Here is a 16,114-nt window from a genome sequence, read left to right as displayed (position 1 = left end):
GATGGCATGAAGCTTGCGTTGTATATCTTGCCCCCGATCTCCGCAGCTTCGGACGAGGTGGGACCTGACCCGTCTCGCTCCGGCGCCTGTAACCTAGAATTGGATCGAAGATGAATTATGCCAGCTTTCCTCTCGACAAGAGGATGCCATTGCCCAACCCCGATCAGGAAAAGGGTGAAGACTTCATCGACGTCGAGCGCCTGCTTGGCATGGCGGCGCGTCAGGTCAAGGTGGTGGCGGTCTGCGCCATCATCGGCCTGTTCCTGGGGTTGCTCTATCTGCAGACCACGCCCAAGCAATACATGTCGGTCGCCAGCGTGCTGATCGACGAAGGCCTGAACAAGGTCATCGACGACATCTCGGCTGCATCCGTCACCATGCAGACCGACGCCGCCCTGCTCAGCCAGATCGAAATCATCACCTCGGCGCGGCTGGCCTCGGTGGTGGTCGACAAGCTGAAACTCGACCAGAACGCAGAGTTCATGAACCCGCCGCAATCGGCGCTGGTCAAGGGCATCGGCTTCGTGCGCGGCGTGATCGGCTATTTCCGCTCAAGTTCCGCCGAGCAGATTCCCGGCATGGAAAACGTCGATGAGGCGACACGCCAGGCCATGATGCAGACGGCGCGCCACGACTATGCCGTGCTGAAGCTGCAGAGCGAGGTGCTGGCGCAGCGCAACGGCCGCTCCTATGTGCTCGCCATCGGTTACCAGTCGACCAATCCGGCGCTCGCCACCGCCATCACAAAGGCCTATGCCGACGCCTATCTCGCCGACCAGCTCAATGCCAGCTTCGACGCCACCGAGCGCGCTGCGGTCTGGCTGCAGGGCCGGCTGACCGAGCTTCGTCAGAACTCACAGGCGGCCGCTATGGCGGTCGAGAAATTCAGGGCCGAGCATGGTCTGGCCGCCAACAGCGACGGCCAGCTGATCAGCGACAAGCAGATTGCCGATCTCACCGCGCAACTGATCGTCGCGCAGGCCGATACGGCGCGCGCCAGCGCCCGCTATCAGCAATACAAGACCATCGTCGAAAGCGGCTCGGACAATGCCTTCAACGATTCCGCCATCTCAAGCGATCAGCCGGCAAGCTCCGTCATTGCAACGCTCAAGACCCGCTATCTCGCAGTGGCCAAGCGGCTGCAGGACGTGACGGCCAATTTCGGCGCCGACCATCCGCAGGCGGTGGCGCTGGCCAAGGAAAAGGCCGACCTGTCGACCCAGATTTTCGGCGAGTTGAAGCAACTGACCGAAAGCTATCGCAATGAATATGAAGTCGCGCTTTCACGCGAGACCTCACTGAGGCAGAAGATCGCCGACGCGGCCGGCAAGAGCTCTATCGACAACCAGAGCCAGGTCAAACTGCGCGAACTCGACCAGCAGGCGCAGGCGCTGACCACGCTCTACCAGACCTTCCTTAGCCGCTACGAGGAGGCCTCGCAGCAGCAATCCTTCCCGGTCGGCAAGGTCCGCATCATCTCGGATGCCTCAACGCCGCTTTCCGCCTCAAGCCCGCGCACCTCCAGGGTGCTGGCGCTGTCGCTGGTGCTTGGCGTGCTGCTTGGCGCCGGCTTCGGTGGCCTGAATGAGTTCAACGAGCGCTTCTTCAGGACCGGCGAGGACATTCGCGATCGCGTCGGCCTCAAATTCCTCGGCTATTTGCCGATGATCGGCGGCAGGCTCGGCAAGGACGCCGACGGCGGTGCGGCGGATGCCAAAGGCGCCAACACATTGTCGGCGGCCGAGAAACGGGCGCGCATGCGGGTCAGCGTCGATGCGCCGGCATCGATGTTCTCCGAAACGCTGCGCAACGCCAAGATCGCCTTCGACGTCGTCATGGAAGGGCAAGGCAGCCGGGTCATAGGCGTGGTCTCGGTCCTGCCCGGCGAGGGCAAGTCTACGGTCGCCGCCAATCTCGCCGGATTGCTGGCCGCCAACGGCTCGAAGACGCTTTTGATCGACGCCGATCTGCGCAATCCTGGCCTCAGCCGCAACCTCGGCATGGAGGCCGAGCAGGGGCTGATGGAGGCCGTGGTCAACGGCCAGACCTGGCAGTCGGTCGGCAAGGTCGACCGCCAGACCAAGCTGGCGATCATCCCGGCCGTGCTGCGTGGGCAGTTCTCGCATACCAGCGAGCTGCTGTCGTCGGCCGGCATGCGGCGCTTCATCGACAACGCCAAGGAGACGTTCGAGTACATCATCGTCGACCTGCCGCCGCTCGGCCCCGTGGTCGACGCCAAGGCGTTTGCGCCGCTGGTCGACGGCTTCGTGCTGGTTGCCGAATGGGGCCGCACGCCGCGCGCCATGGTGCGCTCGCTGCTGGAGCAGGAACCCTACGTCGCAAGCAAGGTCGTCGGCGCCGTGCTCAACAAGGTCGATCTGAAGAAGCTGCCGAAATACGGCTCGCTCGGCGGCTCGGAAAAGTTCTTCGACCGCTATTCGACCTACTATCTGGAGAAATCGGACGTGCGGGCCAAGACCGCCGCCTGAACGGAGCGCGATCCTGAAAAGGAGCGTGACCCGGAAAAGCGGATCCGGTTTTCGGAAAAGATCACGCTCAAACGAAGAAGCACGGCAGGTCAGGAAAAGATCAGCTTGCCGAATTTACCCGCGATCCTGAGCGCTGTCAGCCGGCCGCTTTGAAAGGCGCCGGTGTCGATGCCGAGCCTTCGCCCGTCAAGCCTGGGGATATCGACCGGCGTGTGCCCATGCACCACAAAGCGGTCGAGCAGATGGGCGGCGTTGAAGAACTCGTCGCGGATGTTGAGCAGGTCCTGCTCATCCTGTGCGACCAGGTCGATACCCGGCCTGATGCCGGCATGGACGAAAACGAATTTATCCGAACAGAGCAGCACCGGCAGGCTGCGCAGAAAGTCGATATGGCTGGCCGGAATGACTTCCTTCACGCGCCGGTCGACCTCGTCGCTCGAGGCATAGAGGCTGGCAAGCCGCGCCGGATCGACCCCATAGGAAAACAGCGTCTCGCGGCCGCCGACCGCCAGCCAGCGGTCCCGCGACAGATATCCGTCGAGATAGTTCAGCATCGCCACTTCGTGGTTTCCCGCCAGGCAGACGCGCAGGAACCCTGTTGGCGGTAGCGCCAAGACATGGTCTAGCACGCGAGCCGATTGCGGCCCGCGATCGATATAGTCGCCGAGCATGACGATAATCTTGCGGCCGCGAAATTGCAGCGCGTCGAGCTGGATCTTCTGCTCCAGCGACAGCAATTCCTTGTAGCAGCCATGCACGTCGCCGATCGCGTAGACGACGGTGTCGTCCATATCCATTTCCAGGCGCTCGCGCGGCGCCGGCCGGGGAGGTCTGGACCGCTGAAACAACGCCACTGGGGCCGTCAGACCCCGATGCCGCGGGCTTTGAGCGCCGCGGTGATCTCGTCAAGAATGGCGGGATCGTCGATGGTCGCCGGCATCGTCCATTCTTCCTTGTCGGCGATCTTCTGCATGGTGCCGCGCAGGATCTTGCCGGAGCGCGTCTTGGGCAGGCGCTTGATCGTCACCACCGTCTTGAAGGCGGCGACCGGGCCGATCCGTTCGCGCACCAGCCCCACCACTTCGCCTTCGATAGCAGCAGTATCGCGCGACACACCGGCATTGAGCACGACGAAGCCGAGCGGAACTTGGCCCTTCATCACATCGGCGACGCCGATGACGGCGCATTCGGCAACATCGGGATGCGCTGAAAGCACCTCCTCCATGGCCCCGGTCGACAGCCGGTGTCCGGCGACATTGATGATGTCGTCTGTGCGCGCCATGACATAGAGGTAGCCGTCCTCGTCGATCATGCCGGCATCGGCCGTCTTGTAGAAGCCGGGAAATTCCTCGAGATAGGCTTGCCGGAAACGCTCGTCGGCATTCCACAGCGTCGGCAGGCAGCCGGCCGGCAGCGGCAGTTTCACCACCACATTGCCAAGTGTGCCGCGCGGCACTTCATGGCCGGCATCGTCGAGCACGCGAATGTCGTAGCCCGGCATCGGCACGCCGGGCGAGCCGTATTTCACCGGCAGCAGGCCGAGGCCCGCCGGGTTGATGGTCATCGGCGAGCCGGTCTCGGTCTGCCACCAATGATCGACCACCGGCACGTTGAGTTTCTGCTCCGCCCATTTGATGGTTTCCGGGTCTGCGCGTTCGCCGGCCAGGAACAGAGTGCGGAATTTCGACAGATCGTATTTCGGCACGAATTCGCCCTTGGGGTCCTGCCCCTTGATGGCGCGGAAGGCCGTCGGCGCGGTGAACAGCGCGACCACGCCGTGTTCTGCGATCACCCGCCAATAGGTGCCGGCGTCGGGTGTGCCGATCGGCTTGCCCTCGAACAGCACGCTTGTCGCACCATGCAGCAGCGGTCCGTAAACGATGTAGGAATGGCCGACCACCCAGCCGACATCGGAGGCCGCCCAGAATACTTCGCCCGGTCTGACGCCGAACTCGTTTTCCATCGTCCATTTGAGCGCGACCATGTGGCCGCCATTGTCGCGCACGATGCCCTTAGGCTGGCCGGTCGTGCCGGAGGTGTAGATGATGTAGAGCGGGTCGGTGGCGAGCACCGGAACGCAATCGACGTTGGCGCCCGCGGCGCGCTCGCGGGCAACGGCGTCGGCAAAATCGATATCGTAATGCTCCCTCAGATCGCAGCGCAGCTGGTCGCGCTGCAGGATCAGGCAGGCGTCCGGCTTGTGGCGGGACATTTCGATCGCCTTGTCGAGCAGCGGCTTGTAGGCCACGACACGTCCAGGCTCCAGGCCGCAGGACGCGGAGATGACCAGCTTTGGCTTGGCGTCGTCGATGCGGGTGGCGAGCTCGTGCGAGGCAAAGCCGCCGAACACCACCGAATGCACCGCGCCGATGCGGGCACAGGCAAGCATCGCGACCGCCGCTTCGGCCACCATCGGCATGTAGATGATGACGCGGTCGCCTTTGTGAATGCCGCGGTTCTTGAGCACCGAAGTCAGCGCTACCACTTCGCGCTTCAATTCGGCATAGGTGAATTTCTTGACCGTGCCGGTGATCGCGCTGTCGTAGATAAGTGCGATCTGGTCGGCGCGGCCGCTTGCGACATGGCGATCGAGAGCGTTGAAGCAGGTGTTGCAGCTGGCGCCGTTGAACCAGCGCCCGTAAACGCCGGCCTTGGCATCGAAGACGCTGGTCCACGGCGAATACCAGTCGATCGCCTCGGCCGCATCGGCCCAGAATTGTTCCGGGTCGCGTTTCCAGCCGTCATAGACCTCGTGGTAGCGTGACGCCATTCATCCCTCCTCGGGAAAACTCTCTATCTTGCAATAGCCTATGCGGGTTTTCCCGGCCACGTCTTTCCCCAAATGCCATGTCTTTCCCGAAATTTGGGGCTTGGCCGATCTCGCCTTGGCCATAAATTGCAGGCACCATGGCCGGGTTTGAAATCGGGGCAGGGCGCGCAATGACGGTACGATACGGGGTTGGATCTGCCGTTGGAGCAGCGCTGCTGTTGACGATCGTTTCCGCCGCCCAGGCCGGCGATGCCGCCGCGCGGCGCATCATCGGCTTTTCCCCCGACGGCAAATATTTCGCCTTCGAGCAATATGGCGAGCTCGACGCTGCCGTTTCCGGCTGGTCGCAGATCGACATCATCGACACAAGCACAGACGAGTTCGTCGGCGGCAAGCCGATCCTTGTCCTCGATGAATCGGAAGAGGCGACCACAACGGTGGAGCAGGCACGGGCGCAGGCCGCAAAGCAGGCCGCGCCAATCCTGGCCAAATACGGCATCGCCGAGCGCGGCACGCGCACGGCCTCCGACAGGTTCACCTTCCCGGACGACACGGTCGAGTACAACGACATCCCCCGCCTCGAGCAGGCCGCGCAGAAATGGCTGTCGCCGTTCTATGGCGAAACACAGATTTCGACCATCCAGCTCGATGAGATTTTGGCCGACAGCAAGACGGACTGCTCGGCAAGCTTCGATGACGCCAAGCCAAGCGACCAGGCTCTTCCGAGCGACAAGACACTTCAGGGCGAAAAGAAACTTCAAGGCGCCAAGACGGGCAAGGCGCGTGGCTTCCGCCTGTCGCTGCAGGGGCAGGACGGCAAGCCGTTCAAGGTGCTGCACGAGGACAAGGCCGTGCCGGGCTCGCGCAACTGCCCGACTTCCTACAGCCTGTCGGAATCCTACGAATACACCCCGCCCGGCAGGCCGGCGGTAGTGGCGGTGCTGGTGCAGCGCTTCAGCCAGGGCTTCGAAGGACGCGACCGCCGCTTCATCGCCGTAACCGGCCATGCACGCTAAGCCGCGGCCCGTCTTGTGGCAGGCAGAAAAAGCTCATGCGCCCGGAGAAAGCAGGGCGTTCGTGTCGGATATCAGGTCTTAAAGCGGCAAGGCCGCCAGCATCAGCCCGACGCCACCCGCGATCAATATGGCGGCTGCCAATGCTTTTCGATGACGTTCGAACGCGGTCGGAGCCCGCTCCCAGTTGTAACGCATACCCAATGCTCTCCCAAAACCCCGCGACTCCATAGCTTACTTTAGGTAAGAAAAGCAAGACCTTGACCCTGCGAGATAGCTGGCTTGACCGTTTGCGGCGGTGATTCCCAGCTGCAATCACCGACTATTTCTGGGTGCTTCCCTGTTCTCAGGCTCTGAATCATGTGGAAGTTACCACAATCTGAAATTGGATGTCTCCATTAGGCTTCGGTTGCCTGTGTCGTGAGGATGGTGGCGTTGCCGGATTGCCACAGAACGGTCAGGCCGGCCTGTTCTCCCTCTCGTCCGCGCAATGGACAGACCCGCATCGCCGCGCTATCTGCTCTCCAGGAAAATGGTGGAGGGGCTCCATGGCCCAAATCGGTTCTGAAATGGTTCTGCGGCTGGCGGACGACGCCTCGGTCCAGCATGTCGGCGATGGCGCCGTCGTGCTCTTGGCGCGCAGCGGCCAGCTTTACACCTGCAACGGCACCACCGAAGCCTTTCTCGACAAGGTGGACGGCGCCCGCAGCCTTGACCAGATCGTCGTCCTGTTGTCTGACGAGTTCGAGGTCGACAAGGGCACGCTCGACCAGGACATGGCGGCGCTGGCCGCCGAACTGGTGAGCGAAGGCATTCTCGCCGACCCGGCTCCCTGATGGTGGACGGCGTTCTCCTGCGCGCTTTGTTTCGTGTCCATTTATGGGCAAGCGCGCGGCTGATGCCGACCCTGATCGGCCGCCGCAGCTTCGAATCGGTGCTGAAATGGGCGCCGCTCAGCGCACACACCCCTTATCGCGGCCTGTCGTCAGCCTACATCGTCGCTGCCGTCAACCGGACCGTCCGGCACCCCTGGCTGATGCGCGACCGCAGATGCCTGCGCGAGGGCCTGCTCGCCCACCGCTTCCTGCGCTTTGCCGGCTTCGATCCGGATCTGCGCTTCGGCGTCGATCCGAAGTCGATGCAGGCGCCGCGTATGTCTGCCCATTGCTGGGTCTGTCTCGATGGCCGCCCGGTGGTCTCGGACAGCCTCCCCGGCATGGTGCAGATCTATCGCCATCACGCCGATGCCGGAAAGGCGCACGCTGCTTGACCGGTCCGGCGACCACCTTCTGCTATGATCTCCAGGGCCAGGTCATCAGCATATCGGCCTCGCGGGCCGATCTCTGGCCGAGCTTCGACCTCTTGCTCGGCACGTTGCGCGTGAGCGGGCCGGTCGAGCCCGATTTCCGCGTCGACATCATCGAGACGCGGGAGTTACCGGAATCGCCTGCCGGAAAACTCGCTTTCGACGGCGAGGTGCCGGAGGACGGCCATTGCCGGCTGATCGACGGTGGCGGCACCGTTCATCTGGTCTTTCCCGGCCTGCAGACCGTCTCGATCAATGCCGATGGAGGCTGGGCCGAGATACGAGTCCATCCCGATGCCAAGGTCAAATGGACGGTGCTGATGATGGTGCTGGATGCAGCACTTGATGCCGGCGACCAGCACATGCTGCACACCGCCGGCCTGACATTGCCCGGCCGCGAGGCGCTCGTGCTGATCCATGCGCCGAGCGGCACCGGCAAGTCGACGACGTCGCTGGCGCTGGCGTCGCAAGGTTTCGGCCTGTGCTCGGATGACGCCATGATCCTCAAGGTTTTGGCCGGTGGCGGCATCACGGCCTGGGGCTTGCCGCGCAAGGTGAAGGTCCACCGCCACACCGCGGCAATGCTGCCCTTCGTGGCGCCTTGCCTTGGCGACAAATGGGACGCCAATGGCGAGCAGGCCGTCTCGCTGGAACGTCTCGCCGAGATCATCCGCATCGAGGAAACTGTCGGCAGACCGGTTGCGGCACTGTTTCATCTCGCCCGCTCGGCGGACGCGCAAACCCGGCTCGTGCCCATGACCAGGACAGACGCCATGGTGGCGCTTGCCACCGACAATGTCAGGACCGGCATGACCGGCCTTTTGCCGGCGCAGAAGCGCCGCATGGCAACCATCGCAACGCTGGTCAAAGCCGTCCCGACATTTACCCTGGAAGTCGGCGCGAACCCGGCCGAGGCGGCCCCGCTGATCCGCTCGGCGCTGGCGGCGCGGGACTAAAGCACACTTCAGGCAGAATGCGGCTTTGGCCTGGCGAGGCGCTGGATCCAGCGGAAGGCGTCGCGGCGCAGGCGCGAATGCATCTTGTCCCTGGAATTGACGCCGAGCAGCGTATCGCCGGTGATCAGCCATTTGGCCAAAAATATCGAGAGGTCGGGCTTGATGCGGTCGGCCAGTTCGATCGCGCGCGGTGCATCAAACAGCCGCCCCGTCACATTGAGAACCGTCGCCAGTTCGAGCTCGATGCCGCTGATGCGCGCCGCCTCGAAAAGCCGGTCTTCATCCGCGGGCGACCGCAGCGCGCGCACGCCCTGCAGCACATCGACGCAAAGCTGCAGCCGGTGGAACTTGTGCCCGCCGGCGGCGTGGACAATGGCGATGGTCAGCAGCGCGGCCGGCGTGTCGGCCTCGCTGCCGTCGATGATCTGCAATTCGCGAAAGCCCAGCGACAGCCGCCGCCGCATGCCGGAATCATGCACCAGGTTGCCGTGCAGTTCGATCAGCAGGCTGGTATTCTCCTTCTCCAGCCACTTGAACTCCTGCAGATCCTGCGACTGCGCCTCGCCGCTCCAGAGCTCGAAGCCGCATCCGGCAATCACCGTGTTGGCTTCAATGATGCTGGCCGGCTCGACCAGAATGTCGATGTCGGTGAACGGCCGGTCAGCGGCGTGGCGGTAAAGTTTGCGTGCGAAGACCGGACCCTTGACGATGCGGGCCGGAACATTTTTCGCCGCCAATGCCTTCATGATGCGGTCGCCATGATATTGCAGCAGCATCGATTGGCCGGTCGCCAGCGTCGAGCGATCACGCAGTTCCGACAGCTTTTGCCGCAAGGCTGCGTCCGCAGGCAGTTGGGCGTCGCCGATCTCGCTGAGCTTGCGCAGCATGATCGGCAGCACGCCGTGGAACTCGGCATTGGCGAGCAGTGCCAGCAAGCTTTCGGCAGCAACGTCACGGCCAATGGCAACCGTCGCCTCCGGGTCGGCGAAGGTCAGCAGCAGTTTTTCATCGGCAGGCGCAAGAGATGGCAGCATCAAACCCGGATTGCGTTCGCCCACATCAGCAATTCCCGTCCGGAATTGCGTCAAACAACCAACTCAGAGGAGCGTATGTTGCAGAAAAGCATGCATGAAGCCAGCGTGTGGTGGCAGAACCAGCTCATGAATTGACTTTCCACGGTTTCGGTCCATTCTTTTGCACTTGACTGAAAAGGGTGTTTGGAATGGCCAAGAAAAAGTATGAAGCGCCCGTGCTGCGCAAGGCAGGAAAGTTGTCCAGCGTGGTGGCCGGGCCGTCGCTGCCGATACCGCGATAAGACTTCTACGGCTTCGGTTTGGATGAAGCCGGAGCGGTCGGCCGCAAGGCAAGCCGCGCTGCAGGCGGGCAATCTGTCGGCGTGACTGCGGGTAACGGTCCGTCCGGTCCCGCAGGCTAAGGCAAGTTCATAAGCCGCCTGTTCGGGATATGGGCAAGGCCCCTCCGTTACAGTCCCCAGCGCAGCGCGGCTGTGTGCACCGGCGCGTCCCACATTGACGTTACCTCGTCATCCAGCATGGTCAGCGTGATCGAGCAGCCGGCCATGTCGAGCGATGTCACGTAGGACCCGACCAGCGAGCGGGTCACCGTCACGCCCTGTTTTTCGAAGATGTTTCGGGCGCTGTTGTACATCAGATAGAGCTCCATCAGCGGCGTGCCGCCAAAGCCGTTGATGAACAACAGTGCCGGGCCTTTCGCCCTGTCGCCGAGATCGCCCAGGATCGCGGCGCAAATCTCTTCGGCGATCGCATCGGCGCTTTTCAACGTGTCGCGACGCCGGCCGGGCTCGCCATGAATGCCGACGCCGAATTCCATCTCGCCATAACCAATCTCGAAGGTCGGCCTGCCGGCCGCCGGCACCGTGCAACTGGTCAGCGCCACGCCCATCGAACGCGTCGCGCTGTTGATGCGACCGCCGAGCGCCTTGAGATCCGCCAGCGCCATGCCTTGCTCGGCGGCGGCGCCGACGATCTTCTCCACCACCAGCGTGCCGGCGACGCCGCGCCGGCCGGTCGTAAAGGACGAATTCTCGACGGCGACGTCATCATTGATCACCACCTGCAGGACGCCGTCGGCCATTTCGCCGGCCATGTCGAAATTCATCACGTCGCCTTCATAGTTCTTGACGATGAACAGGCAGCCGGCGCCGGTATCGACGGCGGCGGCCGCCGCCAGTATCTGGTCCGGCGTTGGCGAGGTGAAGACCTGGCCGGGGCAGGCGGCGTCCAGCATGCCGTGACCGACAAAGCCGGCATGCAACGGCTCGTGGCCGGAACCGCCGCCCGAGATCAGCGCCACCTTCCCCGGCTTCATCACCTTGCGGCGAATGAATTTGTGCTCCTCGCCCAGCACCAGGATGTCGGCATGAGCTGCAACGAAGCCGTTGAGGCTTTCGGTCAGCACCGTGTCGACGGAATTCATAAACTTCTTCATGTGTCCTCCCGACACAACACGATCAGCCACCACTCCTGCCGGTGATGCTGGTGATCTTCTGGATGAATTCGTTGATCGCCTTGTCGAGCGCTGCATTCTGCTTGTCGTCGCCGAAATCGGGCACGATCAGCGAGACATGCCGGGTCTTGCGCATGCCTGCCGCAACCGACATCTTGCCGGGATGCGCCAGATGATAGGCAGCCAGAAACTGATCGCGCTCGGCCGGACTGAAATGGCAGACCGAAAAAATAGCCGGCAGATGTTTTGACGGGATCGGGGTCGAATAGGCCGCGCTGGAAATCTGGGTGACGAAGCTGCGGTGCTTGCCAAGCGCGTCGGCAAGGCGTTGTCGCATACCCGACGGTCGCTGGTCGATGACCTGCGACAGGATCGTCTTGTAGGCGCGGATCGCCTCTTCGGAGCCGGCTTCTGGTGTCTTGTCGGCCATCTCAGTCATCCTAGACCGATGCATCCGAGATGGCCGCCTTGGCCATGGCGAGTTGGGCGGGAGCCACCGAGAGATCCCGCAGGCCGGCCTCGAGCAGTGCCGGGATCGATGCCGGATCGCCGCCGGCATCGCCGCACAGGCTGACTGGGATTTTCGCGCGCAGGCCAAAAGCGGCAACCGAGCCGATCAGCCGCAACACGGCGGGATGGCGGACAGAATTAAGATGCGCCACGGCTGCGTTATCGCGGGCAGCCGCCATTACATATTGGGTCAGATCGTTCGAACCGATCGAGAAGAAGGCGACATCGGCGAACGCCTCCGGCGCGATCGCCACCGAAGGCACCTCGACCATGATGCCGAGCGGCGGCATTTTTTGCGCGATGCCGCGCGCGGCAAGCCCGGCCTGCTCCTCCACGAACAGAGCGGCGGCGCGTTGGTATTCCTCCGCGACGGCGATCATCGGAAACATCACCTTCAGATTGCCGTGCACCGCCGCGCGCAGCAGCGCCCGGATCTGTACGCGAAACACCTCCGGCCTTGCCAGCGACAGCCTGATGCCACGCAGCCCGAGGAACGGGTTGCTCTCCTCGACGGTGAAGCCCGGCACCGGCTTGTCGCCGCCGGCGTCGACGGTACGGATGGTCACCGGCTTGTCGCCTGCCCATTCCAGCACCTTGCGATAGGCCTGGTATTGCGTCTCCTCGTCCGGCGGCGCCTTGCCGAACAGGAATTCGGTGCGCATCAGCCCGACCCCGTCGCAGGTCGAAATGTCGATGCCGTCGACCTCGGACGGATCGGCGATGTTGACCTGCACGCGCACTGTCGTCCCGGCCCGGGTTACCGCCGGTTTCGCGAGATAGACTCCGGCCTTGTCTCGATGTGCCACAAACGAGGACGAGGACCGGTGGAACGCTTCGATCTCGGTCGTGGTCGGCGAAAGCACGATACCGCCATGCTCCGCATCGAGCAGAGCCAGACCGACGGGATTAGCCGGCGAAGCGCCAAGCCCCACCACCATCGGCACGCCGCGCGAGCGCGCCAGCATGGCGACGTGGCTGGCGGCGCTGCCGGCCCTCAGCGCGATGCCGCCGCCGGTGCTCCAGTCGGTCTCGAGAAAGCGCGTCGGCGCGATGTCCTCGCCATAGAGAATGGCGCCCGCTGGTGGAGCGCTCTCCTGCTCCTCGGTAAGGGCGCGCAGCACGCGGTCGCGGATATCGCTGATATCGGCGGCGCGAGCCCGGAAATAGTCCTGGTCTGACGTTTCGTAGCCGGAGATCTCGGCGTCCAGCGCCTGTCGCCAGGCCATGTCAGCCGGCATGCCGGACGCGATCGCGGCAAAAGCCGGGCCGGTCAGGGCATCGTCCTCAAGCATGGCGAGCTGGAATTCGAGAATGCCGGCGGCCTCCTCATCGGCGGTTTCAATCAGGGTCGCGAGCCGGTCAGCCGAACTGGCGATAGCTGCTTCCAATGCAGCCTTTTCCTCGCCGGCTGTCGCCTTCCGTGAGTAGTGCGCGGTGCCGTTGTCGAGATTGAACAGCGGCCCCTCGGCGTAGCCGGCGGAGGCCGAAATGCCTTGCAGCCTAAGCGGTTCGGGCATGGCCCGCGCCTTCGTCGAAATCGCGCCGCACCAGCTCGACCAGCGCTCTCACGGCATCATCGGCGCCGTCGCCTGTGGCCCGGATGTGCAGCATGGTGCCTTTCGGCGCCCTGGCCGCCATCACCTTGACGATGCTCTTGGCGTCGAACCATGGGCCGTTGGCAGAAAGCGCAATCTCCACCTCGGCCGCAAAGCTCTTGGCAAGCTTGGTGAACTTCACCGAAGGGCGCGCATGCAGACCCACCTCGTGGGTGATCAGGACGGTCGCTTCGGCAAAGGCGGACATCAGGTCAAAATTCCCGTTCACTCACGACGGCGACAATTCATGCGCCGTCGCCACCACTTCCTTCAGCGAGGCGCCGCCGGAGGACTCGGTCGCCGCCATCACCGCGCCTTCGACGATCGGCGCGTTGCAGACGATGATCTTCTGCGCCCGCGGCTCGCCGATCATTTCCACCGCCATTTCCGAATTGGTCTCGGCGCCGCCGAGATCGACCAGTATGGCGACGCCCGCCTCCGACCACGCCTTGTCGATGGCGCCTATGATCGCTTCGACGCTGGTGCCGAGCCCGCCATGGCCGTTTCCGCCGCACCATGCAAGCGGCACTTCGTCGCCCACCATCTGCCGCACCATGTCGGCCGTGCCTTCGGCAACCAGCGGGGAATGCGAGACGATGACGATGCCGACATTGCTCATGCTTGGCCCTCGACGGTTTCGGCGACGGTCCGCACCAGCAGCGCCACAGAGCGTCCGCCGGCATCCATATGACCGATTGAGCGGTCGCCGAGGAATGAGGCGCGACCGCGTGTTGCCTTCATCGGCACGGTCGCCTCGGCAGCCATGTCGGCGATATCTGCAATTTCCATGGCCGTCTTTCCTTCGACCAACGCGTCCTGCACAGGTTGCAGCACATCGAGCATGGTCTTTTGACCGACCTGGGATTTGCCTCTGGCGGCCACAGCTTCGATTGCCTTGCCGAAAGCAGCCGCCAGATTGGCACGATCCGGCTCTCCCGAAATCTCCTTGCCCAGCGCCAGGAACAATGTACCGAAGAGCGGCCCGGATGCACCGCCAACCGTCATCACCAGCTTGGTGCCGATCGCCTTCAGCGCCTCGGGCAGCGGCTTGGCCGAAAACGCCTCGGCATCGGCACGCAAGGCCTCAAACCCGCGCTTCATGTTCAGCCCATGGTCACCGTCGCCGATCGCCTGGTCGAGCGCGGTCAACTCTTCCGAGTGAGCGGCGATCGTGTCCGCGGCGGCGGTGATCAGCCTGGCAAGGTCGAACGCTGCCATGTCCAGATTCCCGGTTTCGATCCTGCCGGCGGTATCGCAAGAGTTTTCATTCGACAATCTAAGCATGCCGTCAGGCCGTTGCATGCAGCGCGGCGGCCGCGAACACTTCGGCCACGGCATGGGCGCCAGGGTCGACTACGCCCTGCAATTTGGTGCCGACATAGGCGGAGCGCCCGGCCTTCGCCTTCTCCATGGCCGCGGTCGCCTCGGCGCCGTGCCGTGCCGCTGTAGCCGCGGCATCCAGCCCCTTGGCATCGAGCGCCTTCAGCCCCGGCTCCAAGGCATCGACCATGGTGCGGTCGCCGACCCTGGCGCCGCCATAGAAGGTCATCCGGTCAAGCCCGGCAAGCAGCGCCTTGGACAGGGTTGCTCCGCCGTTCGAAGCCTGAGCCGCCGCCGTGAAGAAGATCGACAGCAAGACGCCTGAGGAGCCGCCCATTGCGACGCCCAGACTATCGCCTATAGCCGCAAGCGTGGCGGCAGGGTCGGCCAGCGGCAGCGCATCGAGCCGTTCCAGCACGCTGCGCGCGCCGGTCGCAACCGTCGAACCGGTATCGCCATCGCCCGCCTTGGCGTCGAGCCCGTTCAGTGTCTCTTCGAGCGCGATCAGCCGTTCGCAGACCGTGATGATCAAACGCCTGGTGCCGGAATCCTGGCTGGCCCTTTGGGCTGCGCTGTTTCCAGCCGCTTTCGCCATAGGCACGATAGCCGGCGCGACGACGGTTTTGGCCGGCATCCAGGCATGTGGGCCGACAGGCGCCAGCAAGGCTGCCTCGCGCGCCGCATCGAGCTTGATCAGCGACAGCGAAAAACCGTTCATGTTGAGCGCCGTCATCAGCGGTCCGGGGCCGATCGCAAGCTTCACGGTCTTGGCCAGCGGCGAGGCCAGCACGGCATTGGCGACCAGCGACATCTCAAGCGGCGGCACCGAGCCGAGATTGTTGATGAGCAACGCGTGGCTGGCGTTCGGGTCGAGCCGCGCGGCCAGCCGCTCCGCCATGATCGCCACCAGCTTGTCGGCGCTTTGCACCGCGATGCGCTCGACGCCCGGCTCGCCATGGATGCCGAGGCCGAGTTCGCCGTCATTTTCGCCGAACCGCTCTTCATGTGGCTGGCCGGGGATCGAGCAGGACGACAGCGACATGCCGAGCGAGACGATGTCCTTCGCCGCCGCGCGAGCGGCTGTAGCAACGGCTGCCAAGTCCTGACCGGTCTCCGCCAAATGGCCGGCGATCTTGTGCACGAACAAGGTGCCGGCGACGCCGCGCGGCTGGTTGATACCCGGCAGGGCGATGTCGTCGGCAACGATCGCCATCTCGACGCGAAACCCCTCGGCGCGCGCCTTCTCGGCCGCCAGGCCGAAATTGAGCCGGTCGCCGGTGTAGTTCTTGACGATCAGCAGGCAGCCGGCGGGGCCGGTCACCGCGCGGATGGCCGCCAGCACCGCCTCGACGCTGGGCGAGGCAAAGATCTCGCCCGAAACCGCCGCCGTCAGCATGCCCTTGCCGACAAAGCCGGCATGAGACGGTTCGTGTCCGGCGCCGCCACCGGAGACGACGGCAACTTTCGCCTTGTCCCAGTCGGCGCGCAGCACGACCTTGATCTCGGGGTAACCGTCGAGGCGCGCGAGATCGCCGGAACCGATAGTCCGCAACAGCCCGTCCAGCGCCTCGGTGACGATCGTTTCCCTGCGGTTGAAAAAGTGCTTCATCGAATTCGTCCTGTATTCGTCAATCAGAAGCCGGTGCCGTGCCCTTGGCGAGACACCGA

15 protein-coding genes are annotated in these 16,114 nt (G+C 63.9%); 5 read left to right on the top strand and 10 right to left on the bottom strand.

Annotated features, from left to right (window positions below; translation table 11 throughout):
- Nucleotides 1–110: 110 nt before the first annotated feature.
- The gene (locus NKJ64_RS01100) at nt 111–2,489 is read left to right on the top strand and encodes a polysaccharide biosynthesis tyrosine autokinase (protein WP_023689994.1); all 2,379 of its coding nucleotides are present in this window, start codon (nt 111–113) and stop codon (nt 2,487–2,489) included.
- Between the two features lie 89 nt (nt 2,490–2,578).
- Here NKJ64_RS01100 and NKJ64_RS01095 read toward each other — a convergent pair whose 3' ends face one another.
- Complete coding sequence (locus tag NKJ64_RS01095; protein ID WP_352461817.1) at nt 2,579–3,280, bottom strand: metallophosphoesterase family protein; 702 nt, start codon at nt 3,278–3,280, stop codon at nt 2,579–2,581.
- Nucleotides 3,281–3,351: 71 nt separating this feature from the next.
- On the bottom strand, nt 3,352–5,259 hold the full coding sequence (locus tag NKJ64_RS01090) for a propionyl-CoA synthetase (protein WP_352461816.1): 1,908 nt from the start codon (nt 5,257–5,259) through the stop codon (nt 3,352–3,354).
- Between the two features lie 218 nt (nt 5,260–5,477).
- Here NKJ64_RS01090 and NKJ64_RS01085 point away from each other — a divergent pair, with 218 nt between their 5' ends.
- The 4 genes from NKJ64_RS01085 to NKJ64_RS01070 all read left to right on the top strand — a co-directional run bounded on the left by NKJ64_RS01085 (nt 5,478) and on the right by NKJ64_RS01070 (nt 8,534).
- Nucleotides 5,478–6,275, top strand: coding sequence for a DUF2259 domain-containing protein (locus NKJ64_RS01085; RefSeq protein WP_245264018.1), 798 nt, complete (start codon nt 5,478–5,480; stop codon nt 6,273–6,275).
- A 545-nt stretch (nt 6,276–6,820) separates the two neighbouring features.
- The gene (locus tag NKJ64_RS01080; RefSeq protein WP_023684213.1) at nt 6,821–7,108 is read left to right on the top strand and encodes a PqqD family protein; all 288 of its coding nucleotides are present in this window, start codon (nt 6,821–6,823) and stop codon (nt 7,106–7,108) included.
- A complete protein-coding gene (locus tag NKJ64_RS01075) occupies nt 7,108–7,542 on the top strand; it encodes a lasso peptide biosynthesis B2 protein (protein WP_023707798.1) in 435 nt (144 codons plus the stop codon). The genes NKJ64_RS01080 and NKJ64_RS01075 overlap by 1 nt, the downstream gene beginning before the upstream one ends.
- A complete protein-coding gene (locus tag NKJ64_RS01070; RefSeq protein WP_352461815.1) occupies nt 7,539–8,534 on the top strand; it encodes a serine kinase in 996 nt (331 codons plus the stop codon). Before NKJ64_RS01075 ends, NKJ64_RS01070 begins: the two co-directional genes overlap by 4 nt.
- An 8-nt stretch (nt 8,535–8,542) precedes the next feature.
- Here NKJ64_RS01070 and NKJ64_RS01065 read toward each other — a convergent pair whose 3' ends face one another.
- The 8 genes from NKJ64_RS01065 to NKJ64_RS01030 form a co-directional block, all read right to left on the bottom strand.
- Nucleotides 8,543–9,568, bottom strand: a complete 1,026-nt coding sequence (locus NKJ64_RS01065) for a nucleotidyltransferase family protein (protein WP_023668787.1) — start codon at nt 9,566–9,568, stop codon at nt 8,543–8,545.
- 448 nt (nt 9,569–10,016) lie between these two features.
- On the bottom strand, nt 10,017–11,003 hold the full coding sequence (gene dhaK / locus NKJ64_RS01060; RefSeq protein ID WP_352461814.1) for a dihydroxyacetone kinase subunit DhaK: 987 nt from the start codon (nt 11,001–11,003) through the stop codon (nt 10,017–10,019).
- Between the two features lie 22 nt (nt 11,004–11,025).
- Nucleotides 11,026–11,451 carry a hypothetical protein gene (locus NKJ64_RS01055; RefSeq protein WP_023668784.1) on the bottom strand — a complete coding sequence of 142 codons (426 nt, stop codon included), beginning with the start codon at nt 11,449–11,451 and terminating at the stop codon, nt 11,026–11,028.
- Between the two features lie 10 nt (nt 11,452–11,461).
- On the bottom strand, nt 11,462–13,048 hold the full coding sequence (ptsP, locus tag NKJ64_RS01050; RefSeq protein ID WP_023702322.1) for a phosphoenolpyruvate--protein phosphotransferase: 1,587 nt from the start codon (nt 13,046–13,048) through the stop codon (nt 11,462–11,464).
- Nucleotides 13,032–13,334, bottom strand: coding sequence for an HPr family phosphocarrier protein (locus tag NKJ64_RS01045; protein ID WP_023729629.1), 303 nt, complete (start codon nt 13,332–13,334; stop codon nt 13,032–13,034). Before NKJ64_RS01045 ends, ptsP begins: the two co-directional genes overlap by 17 nt.
- A 21-nt stretch (nt 13,335–13,355) precedes the next feature.
- Entirely contained in the window at nt 13,356–13,745 is a 390-nt protein-coding gene (gene dhaM / locus NKJ64_RS01040; RefSeq protein ID WP_023668781.1) for a dihydroxyacetone kinase phosphoryl donor subunit DhaM, read from the bottom strand.
- Nucleotides 13,742–14,344: a dihydroxyacetone kinase subunit DhaL gene (dhaL, locus tag NKJ64_RS01035; protein ID WP_023668780.1), complete on the bottom strand. Its 603-nt coding sequence runs from the start codon at nt 14,342–14,344 to the stop codon at nt 13,742–13,744. The genes dhaM and dhaL overlap by 4 nt, the downstream gene beginning before the upstream one ends.
- A 70-nt stretch (nt 14,345–14,414) precedes the next feature.
- Nucleotides 14,415–16,055 carry a dihydroxyacetone kinase subunit DhaK gene (locus NKJ64_RS01030; protein WP_023668779.1) on the bottom strand — a complete coding sequence of 547 codons (1,641 nt, stop codon included), beginning with the start codon at nt 16,053–16,055 and terminating at the stop codon, nt 14,415–14,417.
- Between the last annotated feature and the right edge of the window lie 59 nt (nt 16,056–16,114).

This window comes from Mesorhizobium sp. M0062 (assembly GCF_040323125.1).
GTDB lineage: Bacteria > Pseudomonadota > Alphaproteobacteria > Rhizobiales > Rhizobiaceae > Mesorhizobium.
The sequence above is the reverse complement of the archived record's forward strand: the minus strand, read 5'-3'. Positions and strand labels throughout refer to the sequence as shown.

What these genes read in the sequence shown, in the direction of transcription:
- NKJ64_RS01080 (WP_023684213.1), top strand. Translation starts at nt 6,821, where the DNA reads ATGGCCCAAATCGGTTCTGAAATGGTTCTGCGGCTGGCGGACGACGCC.
- ptsP (WP_023702322.1), bottom strand. Translation starts at nt 13,048, where the DNA reads ATGCCCGAACCGCTTAGGCTGCAAGGCATTTCGGCCTCCGCCGGCTAC.
- NKJ64_RS01045 (WP_023729629.1), bottom strand. Translation starts at nt 13,334, where the DNA reads ATGTCCGCCTTTGCCGAAGCGACCGTCCTGATCACCCACGAGGTGGGT.
- NKJ64_RS01075 (WP_023707798.1), top strand. Translation starts at nt 7,108, where the DNA reads ATGGTGGACGGCGTTCTCCTGCGCGCTTTGTTTCGTGTCCATTTATGG.
- NKJ64_RS01030 (WP_023668779.1), bottom strand. Translation starts at nt 16,055, where the DNA reads ATGAAGCACTTTTTCAACCGCAGGGAAACGATCGTCACCGAGGCGCTG.
- dhaK (WP_352461814.1), bottom strand. Translation starts at nt 11,003, where the DNA reads ATGAAGAAGTTTATGAATTCCGTCGACACGGTGCTGACCGAAAGCCTC.
- NKJ64_RS01090 (WP_352461816.1), bottom strand. Translation starts at nt 5,259, where the DNA reads ATGGCGTCACGCTACCACGAGGTCTATGACGGCTGGAAACGCGACCCG.
- NKJ64_RS01100 (WP_023689994.1), top strand. Translation starts at nt 111, where the DNA reads ATGAATTATGCCAGCTTTCCTCTCGACAAGAGGATGCCATTGCCCAAC.
- NKJ64_RS01065 (WP_023668787.1), bottom strand. Translation starts at nt 9,568, where the DNA reads ATGCTGCCATCTCTTGCGCCTGCCGATGAAAAACTGCTGCTGACCTTC.
- dhaL (WP_023668780.1), bottom strand. Translation starts at nt 14,344, where the DNA reads ATGGCAGCGTTCGACCTTGCCAGGCTGATCACCGCCGCCGCGGACACG.
- dhaM (WP_023668781.1), bottom strand. Translation starts at nt 13,745, where the DNA reads ATGAGCAATGTCGGCATCGTCATCGTCTCGCATTCCCCGCTGGTTGCC.
- NKJ64_RS01055 (WP_023668784.1), bottom strand. Translation starts at nt 11,451, where the DNA reads ATGGCCGACAAGACACCAGAAGCCGGCTCCGAAGAGGCGATCCGCGCC.
- NKJ64_RS01095 (WP_352461817.1), bottom strand. Translation starts at nt 3,280, where the DNA reads ATGGACGACACCGTCGTCTACGCGATCGGCGACGTGCATGGCTGCTAC.